Origin of the sequence: Burkholderia metallica (assembly GCF_902832845.1) — a bacterium.
GTDB lineage: Bacteria > Pseudomonadota > Gammaproteobacteria > Burkholderiales > Burkholderiaceae > Burkholderia > Burkholderia metallica.
The window spans coordinates 292,799-306,955 of the sequence record NZ_CADFDB010000004.1; the positions used below are offsets into that span (position 1 = coordinate 292,799).

Sequence of the window (14,157 nt, forward strand, 5' to 3'; positions counted from 1 at the left end):
TGGCTACGATCGAGACGCCTGCCTCTACCGGCAGGCGTTTTTCGTTTCCGGAGCCTGCCATGTTCGAAGCCTTTTCCGTTTCCCTGTTCCGTCGCGTTGCCGCCGATCTGCGGCGCGCGAACCGGCCGTCGCCGCGCTGGCGGCCGGCCGGCTTCACGCTGATCGAACTGATGATCGTGCTGGCGATCGTCGGCGTGATCGCGGCCTATGCCATTCCCGCGTATCAGGATTACCTCGCGCGCTCGCGGGTCGGCGAGGGGCTCGCGCTCGCGTCGTCCGCGCGGCTTGCCGTCGCCGACAACGCCGCGAGCGGCGCGAGCCTCGACGGCGGCTACAGCCCGCCGGCCGCGACCCGCAACGTCCAATCCGTCGCGATCGACGGTGAGACCGGCCAGATCACGGTCACCTTCACCGCGCGCGTTACTGCGGCCAACGCCAATACGCTGGTGCTCGTGCCGTCCGCGCCCGACAAGGCCGACGCGCCCACTGCGCGCGTGGCGCTCAAAAAGGGCGCGATGCAGGCCGGTGCGATCGCGTGGGAGTGCTTCGCCGCCGGCAAGGAGGCGTCGTCGCTGCCGGCGCCGGGCGCCGGGCCGCTGCCGGCTGACGCCGCGACGCTGCCTGCGAAGTACGCGCCGGCCGAGTGCCGTGCGTAATGTGCGGGATCGGAACGGTGGCGCAGCCGTGCGGTGCGGGCAGCCCGCCTGCCGCTTCAGCCGGCCGGGGCGGCTGTGCCGCGTCGGGTCGCGGCGCGACGGCCCCGCACAGAGCGAGGAAAGTTTTGTATAGTGCGCCGGTTGCTGACATCCGGTTCGCTCATGCCTTCTACTTTTTCCCGTTCGTTGCCGCTCATTGCGCTGGCTGTCGCCCTGATTGTGCCGTATGCGATCACGAATCACACGTATCCGATTCCGACCTTCTATTCCGAGTTTTCCGCGCTGGTGCTGTATCTGCTGGTGGGGGTGTCCGTCGTGCTGCTCGCGCGCACGGGTCGCCCGACCGAGCCGTTCGCCGCGCCGGCCGCGTTCGTCGCGCCGCTCGGGTTCGCGGCGGTGCTCATCGCGCAGGTCGCGCTGATCCCGCTGAAAGTGCCGTCGATGAACTGGCTGGCGGTCGGCTATCTTGCCGCCGCACTGGTCGCGATGCAGGCCGGCTATGCGCTCGCGCGCGACGGGCTGACCGAGGCCGTGTCGCGGATGATGGCCGGCGCGCTGCTCGTCGGCGGCGTGTTCGCGGTCGGCACCCAGATCGTGCAGTTGTTCCACCTCGAGTCGGCGCTGTCGCCGTTCGTCGTGATCTACAACGTCGCGGTCGATCGCCGCCCGTACGGCAACATGGCGCAGGCGAACCATCTGGCCAGCTACATCGCGTTCGCGCTCGCGGGTGCGCTGTATCTCGTGCAGACGCGCCGGCTCGCGGTATGGGCGTGGTTCGCGCTGTCGATCGTGCTGTCGGTCGGTCTCGCGCTGACGGTGTCGCGCGGCCCGTGGCTGCAGGTCGCGGTGATGGTCGTCGCGGGCTTCTGGATGGCGTGGCTCGAGTCGCGCCGCGCGCCGGGCAATAAGCGTGCGTGGCTGATTCCGGTCGTGCTGGCGGTGGCGTTCGTCGCGGTGAACGTCGCGGTGCGCTGGGCCAATGTGCACTACCACCTGAATCTCGCGGAATCCGCGGCCGACCGGATGCGCGACGCGGGGCAGATCGCACCGCGCCTCGCGCTGTGGAAGTACGGGCTCGCGATGTTCCGCGAGCATCCGCTGCTCGGCGTCGGCTGGGGCGAGTTCCCGTCGCACCAGTTCGCGCTCGTGCGCACGCTCGGCGGTGTCGAGATCGCGAACAACTCGCACGACATCTTCATCGACCTGCTCGCGAAGTCCGGCCTCGTCGGCCTGGGCGTGCTCGTCGTCGCGCTCGTGACCTGGTTCGTGCGTGCGGTGCGCGCGCCGCAGTCGAGCATGCGCGTGTTCGGTTTCGCGCTGATCGGCATCCTGCTGATGCATGCGCTGGTCGAGTATCCGCAGCAGTACATGTTCTTCCTGTTGCCGGCGATGTTCGTGATCGGGCTGCTCGAAGTGAAGCCGCTGCGCATCCTGCCGGGGCGGGCCGCCTTCGGGCTGTTCGCGGTACTGTCGGTCGGCGGCGTGCTGGCGGCGGTGCCCGTGCTGCGCGACTACCAGCGCGCGGAAGTGCTGTATTACGGCAGCGATCCGGCCGCGCAGTACCGCGATGCGCCGTCGCTGCTGTTCGGCGCGTGGGGCGATTACGGCGCGGCCACGCTGCTCGCGATTTCGCCGGACGACCTGCCGGTCAAGCTCGCCGCGCACGAGCGCGCGATCGCGCTGCTGCCGGGCGAGACGGTGCTGCGCCGCTATGCGGTGCTGCAGGCGCTGGCCGGACGTGAAGCCGATGCGTTCGACACCGTCGCGCGCCTGCACGTGTTTGCAAAGGAGTTGAAGGACTGGCCGCAACAACTGGCGGCGCTGTACAAGCTGTGCGACCAGCAGCCGGCGTTGAAGACGTTCAAGGCGGCGGTCGTCGCGAAATACGGCGAAGTGCCGGCCGATGCAGCCGACGACGAGGACGACGACGATTCGGATTGATGCGCGCAGCGCTTGCCGGAACGGGGAATTCCGGCAGGTGCCGCGACGTGGGGAAGCAGCGGCGCGAGCGGGGCGCAAGCGCGCCGCGCGACTCCGGTGAATCCCGCGAACCCGGCGACCTGTCGATTACCCCGCGGATTACACGCATTCCGCCCCAAGACGCGGCAATTCGCGTCAACCATTGTCAAATTGCCGCCGCCGGGCGGGTCGTGCGTGCACAATGCGCGAAAGCGCCTGCCTGCCGGCCCGCATGGCGACCGGGCAGACGCAAACACGGGCGGCACCCCGTTCATCCGGGAGGTCCGCCACGCAGGATCGCGGCCGAACATCGATCGGCCGTGCGGCCGTAACGGGGCGCCGGTCCGATGGCCGCGGCGCGGCGTGATGCATGCGATGCGGCCGGGCGACGTTGCCCGGTGCGCGGCGCGTGCGTCGGAAACAGTGCTGAAGAACGATATTCGACCATGGCCATTCGCTCGACCTACCTGATCCTGCCCGCTGTCGCGATGCTGTTTTCCGGCTGCGCGATGCTGTCGTCGTCGCAGGAAAGCAAGCTGACCTGCCACATTCCGCGCGCCGTCTATCCGGATACCGCGAAACCGCTCACGCGCCAGGCGACCGTGCTCGTGCGTGCGCTGATGACGACGTCCGGCGAAGCGCAGAACGTCACCGTGACGACGAGCAGCCGCAATGCGGCGGCCGACCGCGCGGCCGTCGACGCGATGACGCACGCGACCTGCGCGCAGACGGGCGCGACCGCGAACCCGTTCCTGCTGACGCAACCGTTCGTGTTCGAGCCGCAGCGCGGCCAGTGATGCGCGAGCAGCGCGGCCTGCGCGCGGCCCGCCCGTGCGGGCTTCGTTTGCTGCCGGCCGCTTCGTCGTACATCGTCCGCCACAGTCGATGCGCGCGGCCGTCGGAGCGCACGCGCCCGGCGTTCAGCGCCGCGGCATCAGGTTCGCGCCGCGGCAGGCCGGCTCGGCCGTCGCGCTCAGCCCGAGCAGCGTGAACCCGTTGCGTTCCTGACGAATCAGCGCGTAGTGCCGCGCGACCGTTTCCCCGGTGTTGCCCGTCAGGTCGAGTTCGACCTGAAAGCGGTCCTTGCTGTCCGAGCAGCTCCGCACCGGGCCGTACTCAAACCCGATATCGGTCGCCTTGCTGGCCTTGTCGAACGCCTGCCGGCCTTTGAGCGCGGCCGCGGCGGCGGCGGGCTCGCTCCATTCGCGCGCCAGCGCATCGTCCACCTTCAGCCATTCGTCGACGAAATCGCGGCCGTTGAGCGCAACAGGCTGCACACGCTGCACGGTGGCGCCGTCGACGCGGTAGCGGAAGATGCCCGGCCGCGTCATCACTTCGCTGTCTTTCGAGCCGACCGTCGTGCGTATCTCGAAGCCGTCGGAGCGTACCTTGAACCGGATCGCGTCGTCGTCGAGCACGTAGCCGTGTTCGGTATGAAACAGCGTGCGTTGCGCGGTCGAGCCGTTTGCCGGTGCAAGAACGTCCGCGCCGAACCGGCTCCAGCGCGACGAGCACCACGGCGTGCCGTGGACGACCGCGACCTGCCCGCCGGGCAGCGCCGAGAACCAGAAGCCACCGCCGTAGGCGCCGCCGATGTCCTTGTAATCGTCGGCCTGCCAGCGCAGCACGCGTCGCCAGCCGCCGTTTTCCCATGCGTAAGCGGTCAGCACGTTGTCGTCGCCGCACGCGATGTCGAAACCGGCGCGCACGAAGAGCAACGGGCGCGACGTGCCGCCGCGTTCGACGTCGACGTCCGGATTGCGGCCGAACGCCGATTCGCCGTTTTTCGGCTGGGCAGGGTGGGCCGGCACGCCGAGCGCGGTCGCGAGCGTGCGTTTCAGTGCGGCCGGATCGACCTGTTCGCCGCTGCACGCGAGCCGCGCGTCGATTGCGCCGACGAGCGCCTGCTTGTACGCACGAAGCGCGTCGCGTAGCGGCGGCGAAACGTCGACGTTGCCGCCGCCGTCGCCTTGAGGATTGCGGACCTGCTGGACGTGATGCTGCGCGTCGATGGCCGCGTGCGCCGCGGTGTCGGCGGCGGGGCAGGTGCCGGCGGCGAAGGCGGCGACCGGTGCGGCGGCAATCCACAGCGAGAGCGCGGCGTAATGCAGCGTTTTCATCATCGAATGGTTTCTCAGGTTGTAGCGAGGGGATTCAGTCTTCTGAAGCGGGGGTATTTCGCATCGGGAACGACAGCTTCTTCAGTCTCGCACCGAGCAGTGAATAGAGCGTGTTCGTATCCGGATCGAAGTACTTGCTGTGATAGATCGTCTCGTCGTCAGTCTGTTTCCAGGTCTTGCCGGCATCAGTGCTACTGAACATCCGGGCGACCGGTGGATCATCGATCGCCTGCTTGGGATCGATCGCGTACACGAGCAGCAGGCCGTCGTGGCCTACGTCGAGGCCACCCAGAATGAGCTTCTTGTCGAACGTCGCCACTTGCCGGACATGCTCGGGTTGCGCGTTCGTCCATGTGGAAAGTACGCCGGTCCGGTGTCCGCGATCCCGTGTAGCGTCGATGCGGCTCTCATTGTCGAGGCGGGACAGCACGTAAAGCGCGTAGCTCTCCGCCGTGGCAGGTGCCGATTCGAGCCGGACGACTGTCTGGTCCGGCAGGACGGCATCCGGAACGAACGCCTGCTGATCCGGGGCGAGCCGATATATGACGCTGCGGGCAGGGGCCGTTGCCGATCGATCGACATGGTAAGCCACTCGCAGTACGCCGTCCGGGCCCAGGTTCACTCCCTCGAACTGGCGCCGGGTTTCGCCGGGGACCACCGCACCCGGCGGTGGCGCGATCTGCTTCCAGGATTCGCCGCCGTCGGATGTGCGTCGGACGGTAGGGCCCCAGCCGATCGCGTAGCCGTGCTGCGCATCGATGAAAAGGAATTGATCGATATCGTCGTGCTCGTGCCATTCGAGTCGTGACCAATGGCGGCCGCCGTCGAGCGATTTCCAGACTTGGGTTTGATGCGGGACGAGATCGTCTGCAGTGCGCGCAGACGTGTAGCTCATCCAGCTGGCACTGATCAAGTGAATGTTCCCATCGCGCGAATGCCACCATGCGGTTTTCTGGCCGGGCGCCTGAAAGTAGCGCTGCAGCCCGTGATCGATCGTGCCGCGGAAGAAATTCGCGGTTCGTCGATTCAGCGTTTCTCCCGCATTGTTCATCCACGCTTCGACGGGTTCGGCGACCATCGGTCTTTTCCACTCGCTGGCAGGCTTCAGCGTAATCACGGGATCGGAGACCGTGAGCGACATGATCGTGCTGCCATCAAGATAGAAATCCCCACCGCCCACCGGCGGGTCCGGCCACGTGACTTCCGACGAAACGGTTTCCCATCGAGGGCCCGTGCTTTCGTACAAAAAGGCAAGCGCGGCGCTGCCGAGCGCGATGGCAGCCAGTCGCTTCAATTTGGATCGATTTCGCATGGGGGCCGACGGAAGTCGAAGGACGAATTCGGGTTGGCGTTTGACTGGCCTCGCGCGCGACGGTTTTGCCTGATCACCGAACCGCGCCATTATGTTTGCTCGTGCGCTGGGTCATGTCGCGGGCTTCGTCGAGTTCTGCGGACGCAGCCCGCGCCAGGCACGTCGGGCGGCAATCAGAATTGCCGCTTCCTCAGCGTGTAGGCAAACACCGAGTAGAGCGTATTCGATTCCGGGTCAAAGTAGCCGCCCTGCGAAGCCTTGTCGGTGGTCTGCTGCCACGTTTTGCCGCCGTCGGTGCTGCTGATGGTCAGGTCGATGGGCGAACCACCGCCGTTGGCGGTGTTGGGATCGGTAGCGTGGACCAGCACGACGCCGTTGCGCCCCGCGCTCAGCCCGTTGAGCGTCAAGTGGCGTTCGAATGTGTGCAACTCCCGGATGTGATCGGGGTGCTCGCTGGTCCAGGCTGAAATGACACCCGCACCGTGGCTGCCGCCGGATTCACCACTCGCGCGCGACAGTGCGTACAGGGTGTAATCTCGGGCGGGGGCCGGCGGTGATTCGAGGCCGACGACGACTTGTCCGGGCAGCACCGCTTCCTGCGTGAAGTCCTGCTGATCCCAGCCGAGCCGACTGACGATGCCGGCCGGTTGCGGATGCTCGACGTCGGTGCTCAGATAGGCGACGCGCAATGTGCCGTCCGGGCCGAGGTTGGTACCGTCGAAAGTGCTACGCGGCTTCCCCTGGACGATCGCGCCTGGAGGCTCGTTGATTTCCTGCCACGATTGGCCACCGTCTGCCGTTCGCCAGACGCGTGGCCCCCAGCCGATCGCGTAGCCACGTTGAGCATCGATGAACAGCAACCGGCTGATGTTATGGTCCGCCGGCCACTGGAGCTGGGACCAGTGCTGGCCGCCATCGCTCGATTTCCAGAGCTTGGTGGTCTGAGGGACCGCGCCGTCGTCGGGGCGACGCGCCTTGTAATCCATCCAGCCGGTACTGACGTACAGGACGCGCCAGTCGGGCGAGTACCACCATGACGCAGTCTGGCCCGGTTGTTGGAAGTGACGTGCAACGCTGCCGCCCAGGGTGCCGCGCAGGAAACTGACGGTGGACCGGTTCAGGCGCTCGTTCGAGTCGTCCATCCACGGTTCGGCGAACTCCGCGACGTCAGGGTTCTTCTGCTCGCTTTCCGGCTTGAACGTGAGTTCCGGTCTCGCAACCTTCAACGACATGAATTCGTTGCGTTGCACGCGAAATGCGCCTGCGCCGTATGGCTTATCGTTGCGCATGAATTCGGTCGATACCGTTTCCCACCCTGAAGTCATTTCCGTATATCCGTAAATAGCGATCGGCAGAACAAGAACGCATCCCGCGATCAAAAGCCATCGTTTGCCATTTCGCATGTCACTTCACCAGCAGTCTTCCGAGCGCCTTGCCGACCGGATCGTCGACATCCCATTCCTCATCGGGCGGTTTATGTCCGCATCCGATATGACGCATCATGAAGTTTCCATGCCCCGACCAGTCGGAATCCGAACTGCCGGGCTCGATCAGTTGCTCGCGCCGATGCAGGAGGCGGTGCGCTACATCGGAGTCGGTCCATGGATCCCATGAGAGGGCGAAGCCCTTGATGGTCGACCAAATGCTCGACATGCTGACCTTTTCAACCGTTTCCAGATAGGCGCCGTGAAGCGGTCGATAGTAGAACGGACAGGTGCCGACGATCCATTTCGGCGCCGGCGTTACATGCTTGTCGCAAATGTTGATCGCCACCTTCGGCCGATCCTTGTACCCCGTCGGCGTCAGCATCCCCGAGCCGGCGAGCAGCGTGCACGTACCCGTGGTGCGGCGCATACGACTTGCCGGCCTGCTGGATCCGCAACGTCACCGGCTGCGCGATCAGCTTCTTGGGTTCGATGTCATCGGACACCGACACGGCGTCGACCGTGAACTCGAAATGCCGCCGAGCCGGGATCGCCCCTTGACGCGATGGGGCAGGAGGACGTCTGGGCAGAGCGGCGTTTCCAGTTTGACGAGTCGTTCGTCCTGGATCGGACCGGTCAGCAGCGCGCTTCTCAATGCTTGCGAATTCATCACCCGTGCTCGCTTTTTTTGTGCTGGGTCGCACGCTCTCTCTTGCGGAATTCTGCAATTTTATGAGATAAACGACTGATATCTCGAATTTGCCCTTCAACGGCATTTCAAATTTGGTCAGATCGTCGGCCTGACGAGCGAGGCGCGCACGTCATCCGGCAGGGCAATGGCAGGGCGTTAGCGGTTCTGCCCGGATCGACCGCCGCAGGGCCGCTCAGCCCGCGGGCTCCTCCGCCTTCCAATCCCCCGACTTCCCGCCGCGCTTCTCCCGCACGCTCACGTCGGTGATCACCATCCCGCGATCGACGGCCTTGCACATGTCGTAGACGGTCAGCAGCCCGACCTGCACGGCGGTCAGCGCTTCCATCTCGACGCCGGTCCGGCCGAACGTCTCGACCTGCACGACGCAGTGGACGCCCGGCAGCGCATCGTCGAGTTCGAAGTCGACGGCCACGCGCGTCAGCGCGAGCGGGTGGCACAGCGGAATGAGGTCGGCCGTGCGCTTGGCGCCCTGGATTGCCGCGATGCGCGCGACGCCGAGCACGTCGCCTTTCTTGGCCTTGCCGTCGCGAATCAGCGCGAACGTGGCCGGCAGCATCCGGATCGTGCCGCGTGCAATCGCGATGCGCTGGGTTTCCTGCTTGCCGCCGACGTCGACCATGTGCGCATGGCCGGCGGCGTCGAAATGGGTGAGTCCTGACATGTGATGCTCCAGTGGAACGGCGTGCTCGCGCGAGCACGTCCGTCGATCCTGCAGGGTGATCGGGCAGGGTGCTGAAATTACCGGTTCCCCGCGCCGATGCCACGCTTGAACGGGCGCTTATCATAGCAGCGGCGTTCACGGCGCCGGCGCGCAGATGGCGCCCATCCCGCACGGAACAGTCGCGATGTCGCCGGTACAATGACCCGAATATTCAGACCAAACGCCGCGATGCGCGCCCCGGCGCGCGGGACGGCGTCGTTTTCATCCTGCCATGCGTGTCAAACAGTTGCTTGCCGTGTCGCTGTCGGCGGCGCTCGCGTTGCCGCCGAGCGGCCATGCGCAGCGCGCATCCGCGCCGCCGCTCGAACCGGCAGCCGACGGCGCCCGGTCGATCTCCACCGTGCCGTCCGGTATCGCAACCGGCGTGTTCGGCACGTACGGCGGCGCGGAGAGCCGCTTCTCGGAAGCGGGCGGAGCGTCGGCGCCGGCCGCGAGCCTGCGCGCGCCGCTTCGCGCGTTCGAGCTGCCCGACCTCGGCGACGGGTCCGGCGGTGCGCTGACGCCGCAGGCCGAGCGCCGGCTCGGCGAGCGCGTGATGCGCGAGGTGCGGCGCGATCCCGACTATCTCGACGACTGGCTCGTGCGCGACTACCTGAACGCGATGGCGGCGCGGCTCGCAGCCGCGGCGGCCGCGCGCTTCATCGGCGGCTATACGCCGGACTTCGACCTGTTCCCGGTGCGCGATCCGCAGATCAACGCGTTCTCGATGCCGGGCGGTTTCATCGGGATCAACAGCGGGCTCGTCGTCACGACGCAGACCGAGTCGGAACTCGCGTCGGTGGTCGGCCACGAGATGGGGCACGTGCTGCAGCGGCACATCGCGCGGATGATCGGTGCGAACGAGAAGACCGGCTATACGGCGCTCGCGACGATGCTGCTCGGCGTGCTGGCCGGCGTCCTCGCGAGAAGCGGCGACCTCGGCAGCGCGATCGCGGTGGGCGGGCAGGCGTATGCGGTGGACAACCAGCTGCGCTTCTCGCGTTCGGCCGAGCGCGAGGCCGATCGCGTCGGCTTCCAGCTGCTCGCGGGCGCGGGCTACGACCCGTACGGGATGCCGGGCTTCTTCGAGCGGCTCGACCGCGCGTCGATGGGCGATGCGGGCGTGCCGGCCTATGCGCGCACGCACCCGTTGACCGGCGAGCGGATCGCCGACATGGAGGATCGCGCGCGCCGCGCGCCGTACCGGCAGCCGCGTCAGTCGCCCGAATACGGCTTCGTGCGCGCGCGGCTGCGTGTGCTGCAGAACCGCGCGCCCACCGACATCGCGGCCGAGGCGCGCCGGATGCAGGTCGAGATCGACGATCGCACGGCGCCGAACGTCGCGGCGAACTGGTACGGCATCGCGCTCGCGAACGCGCTGCTCGGCCAGTACGATGCGGCTAGCAAGGCACTCGCGTCGGCCCGCGCCGCGTTCGAGGCGCGCGAGCGGCGCGACGACGATCCGGTGACGAGTTCGCCGAGCCTCGACGTGCTGGCCGCCGACATCGCGCGCCGCGCCGGGCGTGCGGACGACGCGGTGCGCCTCGCGGCGCTTGCGCAGCGGCGCTGGCCGGCGTCGCACGCCGCGATCGTCGCGCATCTGCAGGCGCTGCTCGCGGCGCGCCGTTTCGCCGACGCGCAGGCGCAGGCACGCGCGCAGACGCAGGCCGACCCCAGGCAGCCGGACTGGTGGGACTATCTCGCGAAGGCGAGCGACGGCAAGGGCGACGTGCTGGCGCGGCGCCGCGCGCTCGCCGAGAAGCTCGCGCTCGACGGCGCGTGGCCGTCGGCGATTCGCCAGCTGAAGGAAGCGCGCGACGCGAAGGACGTGTCGTTCTACGAGCAGTCGATGATCGGCGCGCGGCTGCTGGAATTCGAGGCGCGCTACAAGGAAGAACGCGAAGACGAGAAGAACGGCCGCGGGTAGCGGCCGGCGCACGGCGCACGGCGCACGCCGGTGCGGCCGCTGCGGGTCAGTTGCCGCCGTCGGCCGTGTTGCGGGCCCGCTGCGCGGGGCTCGCGACGTAGCCGAACCGCGCGGGCACGTCCGCGCCGACGATGCTGCCGAGCGGCAGCACGCGGCCGTCGCGCCAGCGCAGCACGGGCGGCACCGCATCGAAATCCGCGTGATCGGCGAACAGCCCGAGGTCGTGATCGTGCAGCGCCGCGATGCGCGGCGGCGTGCCGGCCGCGTGAAACAGTACGCCGCCGGCATCGTCGAGCCATGCTTCATCCGGTTCGAACGGCGCGCCGGTCTGGTCGGTGAGCGCGAGCTGCCCGTCGCGCTCGGCGAGCCGGACGACCCACGGTGTATAGGCCAGCTCGACGTACACGCGCTGCGGCCCGTTCTGGAAGAACCACTGGCCGTGCGCGTCGCAGTCGTAGTTGCGGCCGATGAACGCGTTCAGCGCCGCATGCCGGATCGGCGAGCCGAGTTCGCCGGCCGCCTGCGCGGCGTCATCGCGCAGCCGCCATTCGCCGCGCCGGTCGAGCAGCAGCCAGCCGGTACAGTGCGGCACGTTCGGCCATTTGGCGAGGGCCTGCCTGACGATGTCATCCATGGTCGACGAATTTCGAGCAATAGCCGAACACCCGCGCCGACAGCCAGTCGAGGCGGCCGGGGAACGGCCCGGTCATGAATCCCGCATGCCCGCCGGCCTCGGGCTGGTCGAGCTCGACGGCCGGCGACACGTCGGCCGGGCCCGGCAGCGCCGATTCGGGCAGGAACGGGTCGTTGCGGGCGTTGAGGATCAGCGTCGGCACGTCGATCGCGGGCAGCAGCGGCCGGGTCGTCGCCTGGGTCCAGTAGTCGTCCGCGTTGGCGAAACCGTGCAGCGGCGCGGTCACGACCTCGTCGAAGTCGCGCATCGTCACCGCCTGCAGCATCGCTTCGCGGTCGAACAGCCCCGGGTACTGGTCGAGCTTCGCGAGCGCCTTGCGCTTGAGCGTCTTCAGGAAGCTGCGCGTATAGACCATCGCAAAGCCTTGCGACAGCGCGCGCCCGCCGGCATGCACGTCGATCGGTGTCGAGATCGCGGCGGCCGCCTGCAGGATCGACGTGTCGCTGCGATGCTCGCCGAGCCAGCGCAGCAATACGTTGCCGCCGAGCGACACGCCGGCCGCGACGAGCGGCCCGCGATGCTGAGCGGCGAGCCGTTGCAGGATCCAGTCGACTTCGGCGCTGTCGGCGAGATGGTAGAAGCGCGGCTGGCGGTTGATCTCGCCGCTGCAACTGCGGAAGTGCGGCACGACCGCGTGCCAGCCCTTCGCGCGCGCCGCGGCCATCATCGCGAGCGCGTAGTGCGAGCCGGAGCTGCCTTCGAGTCCATGGAACAGCACGAACAGCGGCGCATCGGGCGCCGGCGCCGCGCTGTCGAGATGCGCAACCCAGTCGAGATCGATGAAGTCGTGGTCGGGCGTTTCCCATCGCTCTCGCCGGTAGGCGACGACGGGGCGCCGCGCGAACAGCGCGGGCACGATGGTTTGTGCGTGGCTGTTGGGCAGCCAGCGTGGTGCGCGATAGCGCAGTAGGTCGTCGTCGGGGGCCGGAGCCCCGGTGAGCGGCGAGGTGGGCGGAGAAGCCGTACTCATGATCGCCCCGCGTATGCGTTGCTTCGTCTTTTCGTCAGTGCAGCGGACCCTGCCCATGACGGATCTTCGCGGCGAATTGTCCGGCCGCCTGTTCGGGAATCGGGCTCGCGTGGATATGCGCGATGCGCCACTCGCCGCGCTCGTGAATCATCACGTACGTGGCGAAAACCATGTCGGGTTCGGCCGTCAGGTCGGCCTGCTGATGCGCTTCGGCGATCGTATAGACGACCGTGCCGAGGCTGTCGTACACGCGGATGTCGAGCGGCTCGATCGTCACCGGGCGCGTGGCGAGCCGGTTCGCGAGCCCGCTGCGGATCTGGTCGAGGCCGTGCAGATGCTCGCCGTCCGCCCATACGCAGCTGGCGAAATCCTCGTCGATCCACAATCCCAGCAGCGCGTCGAGATTGGCATCGGCGACGGCCTGGTAGTAGGCGTTCAGCGTATCGGCGGCGGCTTCGAAGAGGCGGGCAAAACGTGGCATCGGGGTTATCTCTCGCGCGCGTCGCGCGCCGTATTCAGCACGGCGGCCCGGATGGAGCCGCCGTACACCGGTGAATCGGATTGCCCGGCGCGCCGTGCGACGCTGCCGGCCAGGGTCAGCGCTGCCCGACGAGCATGCCGCGCAAATCGCCGAATACCTGCTCGGGACCGAGTTCGCGCAGGCAGTTCAGATGGCCGAGCGGGCACTCGCGTTGGAAGCAGGGACTGCATTCGAGATGCAGCCATTGTACCTTCGCCAGCTCCGACAGCGGAGGGGTGTGGCGCGGATCGGTCGATCCGTACAGCGCGACGAGCGGCCGGCGCAGCGCGGCCGCCACGTGCATCAGCCCCGAATCGTTGGTGACGACCGCGTTCGCGCGCGCGATCAGCGCGCACGCCTCCGACAGCGACGTCTGCCCGCACAGGTTGCGCACGTTCGGCGCGTGGTCGGCGATCGCCTGCGCGGCCGCGGCATCCTTCTGCGAGCCGAGCGCGACGATCTGCGTGTACGGGAACGACTGGTGGACGATCGTCGCGAGCGACGCGAAGTGTTCGGGCGGCCAGCGCTTGGCCGGGCCGTATTCGGCGCCGGGGCAGAACACCACGAGCGGCTTGCGCGTGTCGAGATTGAAACGTGCGGACACGCGCGCGGTCTCGTTGAGGTCGGCGTCGAGGCGCGGCGCGGGCAGCGTCTTCATCGACTCGGGCAGCTTCGCGCCCGGCGCGTACGCGAGCGCCGCGTAGTGGGTCGTCATCGGCGGGCGTTCGCCCGATTTGTCCGGGTTCGCGTGCCGCACGTTCAGCAGCCCGTAGCGGTGTTCGCCCGTGTAGCCGATCCGCAGCGGGATGTTCGCGAGCCACGGGATCACCGCGGATTTCAGCGAATTCGGCAGCACGTACGCCGCGTCGTAGCCGACGTCGCGCAGGTCGCTCGCGAGCTGCCAGCGGCGCAGCAGCTGCAGCTTGCCGTGCGCGAGATCGGTCGCGTAGACATCGTGGATCTCGGGCATCCGCTCGAGCACGGGCGCGACCCACGAGGGTGCGACCGCATCGATCGCGATGCGGGGATGGAGTTTCTTCAGCAGCGCAAAAAGCGGCTGCGCCATCAATGCGTCACCGATCCAGTTCGGTGCGATAACCAGCGCTCGACGCATCAGGTCGACTTCCGATGTCGTAATGAAGCACGGCGCTCGGGCGCCGCGT

Annotated in this window: 13 protein-coding genes and 1 pseudogene; 4 read left to right on the forward strand and 10 right to left on the reverse strand. The window is 67.8% G+C overall.

The window, feature by feature from the left end; genetic code table 11:
* The first annotated feature begins 59 nt into the window (after nucleotides 1-59).
* From HWX08_RS14165 to HWX08_RS14175, 3 genes are all read left to right on the forward strand, one after another.
* The gene (locus HWX08_RS14165; protein ID WP_174921073.1) at nucleotides 60-656 is read left to right on the forward strand and encodes a pilin; all 597 of its coding nucleotides are present in this window, start codon (nucleotides 60-62) and stop codon (nucleotides 654-656) included.
* Between the two features lie 162 nt (nucleotides 657-818).
* Nucleotides 819-2,597, forward strand: a complete 1,779-nt coding sequence (locus HWX08_RS14170) for a PglL family O-oligosaccharyltransferase (protein WP_174921074.1) — start codon at nucleotides 819-821, stop codon at nucleotides 2,595-2,597.
* Between the two features lie 464 nt (nucleotides 2,598-3,061).
* Nucleotides 3,062-3,412 (forward strand): TonB family protein, encoded by a 351-nt coding sequence (locus HWX08_RS14175; RefSeq protein WP_069257493.1) that lies wholly within the window; start codon nucleotides 3,062-3,064, stop codon nucleotides 3,410-3,412.
* A gap of 123 nt (nucleotides 3,413-3,535) precedes the next feature.
* Here HWX08_RS14175 and HWX08_RS14180 read toward each other — a convergent pair whose 3' ends face one another.
* The 6 genes and pseudogenes from HWX08_RS14180 to moaC form a co-directional block, all read right to left on the reverse strand.
* Nucleotides 3,536-4,738 carry a hypothetical protein gene (locus HWX08_RS14180; RefSeq protein WP_174921075.1) on the reverse strand — a complete coding sequence of 401 codons (1,203 nt, stop codon included), beginning with the start codon at nucleotides 4,736-4,738 and terminating at the stop codon, nucleotides 3,536-3,538.
* Nucleotides 4,739-4,769: 31 nt separating this feature from the next.
* Nucleotides 4,770-6,029 carry a WD40/YVTN/BNR-like repeat-containing protein gene (locus HWX08_RS14185; RefSeq protein WP_244122750.1) on the reverse strand — a complete coding sequence of 420 codons (1,260 nt, stop codon included), beginning with the start codon at nucleotides 6,027-6,029 and terminating at the stop codon, nucleotides 4,770-4,772.
* A gap of 191 nt (nucleotides 6,030-6,220) precedes the next feature.
* Entirely contained in the window at nucleotides 6,221-7,372 is a 1,152-nt protein-coding gene (locus HWX08_RS14190) for a WD40/YVTN/BNR-like repeat-containing protein (RefSeq protein WP_174921089.1), read from the reverse strand.
* Between the two features lie 79 nt (nucleotides 7,373-7,451).
* A complete protein-coding gene (locus tag HWX08_RS14195) occupies nucleotides 7,452-7,901 on the reverse strand; it encodes a hypothetical protein (RefSeq protein ID WP_244122754.1) in 450 nt (149 codons plus the stop codon).
* Nucleotides 7,858-8,141 (reverse strand): annotated as a pseudogene (locus tag HWX08_RS14200) (type VI secretion system tip protein VgrG); the annotation flags it as partial. The gene HWX08_RS14195 and the pseudogene HWX08_RS14200, both read right to left, overlap by 44 nt.
* A gap of 214 nt (nucleotides 8,142-8,355) precedes the next feature.
* On the reverse strand, nucleotides 8,356-8,844 hold the full coding sequence (gene moaC, locus HWX08_RS14205) for a cyclic pyranopterin monophosphate synthase MoaC (protein WP_174921077.1): 489 nt from the start codon (nucleotides 8,842-8,844) through the stop codon (nucleotides 8,356-8,358).
* A gap of 271 nt (nucleotides 8,845-9,115) precedes the next feature.
* Here moaC and HWX08_RS14210 point away from each other — a divergent pair, with 271 nt between their 5' ends.
* Nucleotides 9,116-10,810 (forward strand): M48 family metalloprotease, encoded by a 1,695-nt coding sequence (locus HWX08_RS14210; RefSeq protein ID WP_174921078.1) that lies wholly within the window; start codon nucleotides 9,116-9,118, stop codon nucleotides 10,808-10,810.
* A gap of 46 nt (nucleotides 10,811-10,856) precedes the next feature.
* On the opposite strand, the gene HWX08_RS14215 is transcribed toward HWX08_RS14210, so the two are convergent.
* The 4 genes from HWX08_RS14215 to waaF form a co-directional block, all read right to left on the reverse strand.
* Entirely contained in the window at nucleotides 10,857-11,444 is a 588-nt protein-coding gene (locus tag HWX08_RS14215; protein WP_174921079.1) for a DUF2946 family protein, read from the reverse strand.
* Nucleotides 11,437-12,474 carry a hydrolase gene (locus tag HWX08_RS14220; RefSeq protein ID WP_069258061.1) on the reverse strand — a complete coding sequence of 346 codons (1,038 nt, stop codon included), beginning with the start codon at nucleotides 12,472-12,474 and terminating at the stop codon, nucleotides 11,437-11,439. The genes HWX08_RS14215 and HWX08_RS14220 overlap by 8 nt, the downstream gene beginning before the upstream one ends.
* A 34-nt stretch (nucleotides 12,475-12,508) precedes the next feature.
* A complete protein-coding gene (locus HWX08_RS14225; protein WP_006749968.1) occupies nucleotides 12,509-12,955 on the reverse strand; it encodes a nuclear transport factor 2 family protein in 447 nt (148 codons plus the stop codon).
* 115 nt (nucleotides 12,956-13,070) lie between these two features.
* Nucleotides 13,071-14,108, reverse strand: a complete 1,038-nt coding sequence (gene waaF / locus HWX08_RS14230; protein ID WP_069257484.1) for a lipopolysaccharide heptosyltransferase II — start codon at nucleotides 14,106-14,108, stop codon at nucleotides 13,071-13,073.
* Nucleotides 14,109-14,157 lie beyond the last annotated feature (49 nt).

What these genes read in the sequence shown, in the direction of transcription:
- moaC (WP_174921077.1), bottom strand. Translation starts at nt 8,844, where the DNA reads ATGTCAGGACTCACCCATTTCGACGCCGCCGGCCATGCGCACATGGTC.
- HWX08_RS14170 (WP_174921074.1), top strand. Translation starts at nt 819, where the DNA reads ATGCCTTCTACTTTTTCCCGTTCGTTGCCGCTCATTGCGCTGGCTGTC.
- HWX08_RS14190 (WP_174921089.1), bottom strand. Translation starts at nt 7,372, where the DNA reads ATGACTTCAGGGTGGGAAACGGTATCGACCGAATTCATGCGCAACGAT.
- waaF (WP_069257484.1), bottom strand. Translation starts at nt 14,108, where the DNA reads ATGCGTCGAGCGCTGGTTATCGCACCGAACTGGATCGGTGACGCATTG.
- HWX08_RS14210 (WP_174921078.1), top strand. Translation starts at nt 9,116, where the DNA reads ATGCGTGTCAAACAGTTGCTTGCCGTGTCGCTGTCGGCGGCGCTCGCG.
- HWX08_RS14165 (WP_174921073.1), top strand. Translation starts at nt 60, where the DNA reads ATGTTCGAAGCCTTTTCCGTTTCCCTGTTCCGTCGCGTTGCCGCCGAT.
- HWX08_RS14175 (WP_069257493.1), top strand. Translation starts at nt 3,062, where the DNA reads ATGGCCATTCGCTCGACCTACCTGATCCTGCCCGCTGTCGCGATGCTG.
- HWX08_RS14215 (WP_174921079.1), bottom strand. Translation starts at nt 11,444, where the DNA reads ATGGATGACATCGTCAGGCAGGCCCTCGCCAAATGGCCGAACGTGCCG.
- HWX08_RS14195 (WP_244122754.1), bottom strand. Translation starts at nt 7,901, where the DNA reads ATGCGCCGCACCACGGGTACGTGCACGCTGCTCGCCGGCTCGGGGATG.
- HWX08_RS14180 (WP_174921075.1), bottom strand. Translation starts at nt 4,738, where the DNA reads ATGATGAAAACGCTGCATTACGCCGCGCTCTCGCTGTGGATTGCCGCC.
- HWX08_RS14225 (WP_006749968.1), bottom strand. Translation starts at nt 12,955, where the DNA reads ATGCCACGTTTTGCCCGCCTCTTCGAAGCCGCCGCCGATACGCTGAAC.
- HWX08_RS14220 (WP_069258061.1), bottom strand. Translation starts at nt 12,474, where the DNA reads ATGAGTACGGCTTCTCCGCCCACCTCGCCGCTCACCGGGGCTCCGGCC.